This is a genomic window from Geodermatophilus marinus, assembly GCF_003428645.1.
In the GTDB taxonomy this organism is placed as follows: domain Bacteria; phylum Actinomycetota; class Actinomycetes; order Mycobacteriales; family Geodermatophilaceae; genus Geodermatophilus.
The window spans coordinates 1-1871 of record NZ_QVQH01000063.1 but is presented as its reverse complement, the minus strand read 5'-3'; the positions used below and the strand labels follow the sequence as shown (position 1 = coordinate 1871).

Sequence of the window (1871 nt, the reverse complement as noted above, 5' to 3'; positions counted from 1 at the left end):
ACAACGCCGACGAACCGTGAGACAGTCGCATCCAGCGGATGCCCTTCTGCGCGGACCGGTCAAGCCTTAGACAAGCCCGATCGTTCCTCGTCAGAGGGGCATTCGTGCTTTCCGACGCGCAGTCACCCGCCTATTCGACGGTGGATCGAGGTTCAGGCCACCGCGAGGTCCGCGGGGGTCGTGGTGTCACGGTAGTGGTGATCTTCGAATTCGATCGGTGGGCGGTAGTCGATCGCGGAGTGCAGGCGTTCGGTGTTGAACCAGTGCACCCAGCCGGCGGTCTCCCGCTCGACGGCGGCCCGGCCGGTCCAGGCCCGCTGCCGGTCGATGAGTTCGGTCTTGTAGAGACCGATGGTGGACTCCATCAGGGCGTTGTCCAGGGCGTCACCGACCGAGCCGATGGAGCCGGCGATGCCGGCCTCGAGCAGGGCTTCGGTGAACGCCAGAGACGTATATTGCGACCCCGCATCGGAGTGGTGCAGCAGGCCGGTGGCGGTGAACGCGGCGTTGCCGCGGCGGCGGGTGAACAGCGCCTGCTCCAGTGCGCTCATCACCAGGGGTGTCGTCTTCGACGTCGAGACCCGCCAGCCCAGGATCCGGCGGGAGAAGACGTCGGTGACGAAGGAGACGTAGACGAACCCGGCCAGCGTCCACACGTAGGTGAAGTCCGCTACCCACCACTGGTCCGGCCGGGAAGGCGTGGCCCACTCCCGATCGCAGAGGTCCGGGTGCCGCGGCGCGGTCTGATCCCGTTGCGTGGTCACCGTCTGATGACGGCCGCGGCGGACGCCGTCGATACCGGCCAGGCGCATCCGCCGGCCGACCTGGTCCCGGCCCCAGTCATGACCGGCGCGGCGGGCGGCGTGCCAGAGCTTGCGCACCCCGTAGGCCCGTCGGTTCTTGCGGTAGAGGTCGACCAGGGTGTTCGCGGCGTAGGCGTCGGCCAACTCCGCCGCGGACAGCGGTGCCTTCACGCGCTCGTAGTAGGTGCTCGGGGCGATCTTGAGCCCGTGCACGGTGAGCACGCGGCAGATCGGCTCGACCCCGAAGCGCTGCTTGTGCGCGTCGATGTAGTCGCAGATCAGCGCAGTCGGCGGTCGAGCTCCGCCGACGCGAAAAACGCCGAGGCGGTCTTGAGGATCTCATTCGCCCGGCGCAGCTCGGCGACCTCTCGGCGCAGCGCCTTGAGCTCCTCGGACGCCTCGGTGGTCACCCCGGGTCGGGCGCCGGTGTCGATCTCCTCGCGCTCGACCCAGTTGCGCAGCGTGGCCGGGTTGATGTCCAGCACCGCGCCCACCGCGCGGCGGGCGGTCAGCTTCGACTCGCCGGTGTCGCGGATGCGTTCCTGGTACATCCGCACGGCGCGGGCGCGGGTCTCCTCGTCGTACTTGCGGGGTGCTGGCACGGTCTCAGTCTCCTTGCGAGATCAGAGCCTCTGCCAGATCCAGGACGGTTCATCGGCCACCGCCGCATCGACCAGCGCCGGCGGAATCTGCTCGGTCAGCACCCCCAGCCGCAGCGGCAGCCCCTTCTCCGACTCCGATGCCCCGACGCCGGGTTCGGCGGCTGTGGAGGCGACCGCGGGAACAACAGGGGTGGCAGACTCCAGCATCGGAGCTCCCGGAGGGACGTTGATCTTGGTCGATCTCGGTCCTACCGGGAGCTTCCTTCGCGGCCACGCCGCCACGCCGATCACCAGAGCGGCCCGCGCCTGCCGCTCACCCCTCCTACCTGCACGAACGCACTAAGAGTCCCCGCCAGTAGGCGTGATCGTCGCCTTCGGCGTGGCTGATCGTTGGGGGCAGGCACGAGGGCCACGCTCGCGAAGGTGCTAACGCTCCGTGAGATGTGGACCGCTCGTGCCTGCCGTC

At 68.9% G+C, this 1871-nt stretch carries 2 protein-coding genes and 1 other annotated feature; both genes read right to left on the bottom strand.

Features of this window, described 5'->3' with window-relative positions:
- Positions 1-152 precede the first annotated feature (152 nt).
- Positions 153-1405, bottom strand: a protein-coding gene (locus D0Z06_RS25005; protein WP_117380245.1) for an IS3 family transposase whose coding sequence is annotated in 2 segments (ribosomal slippage) — positions 153-1111 and positions 1111-1405 — 1254 coding nt in all. Because the reading frame shifts where the segments join, the coding sequence is not laid out codon by codon here.
- Positions 993-1124 (bottom strand) — a sequence feature (AL1L pseudoknot). (Overlaps the previous gene by 132 nt.)
- A gap of 21 nt (positions 1406-1426) precedes the next feature.
- Positions 1427-1612: a hypothetical protein gene (locus tag D0Z06_RS25000; RefSeq protein WP_117380244.1), complete on the bottom strand. Its 186-nt coding sequence runs from the start codon at positions 1610-1612 to the stop codon at positions 1427-1429.
- Positions 1613-1871 lie beyond the last annotated feature (259 nt).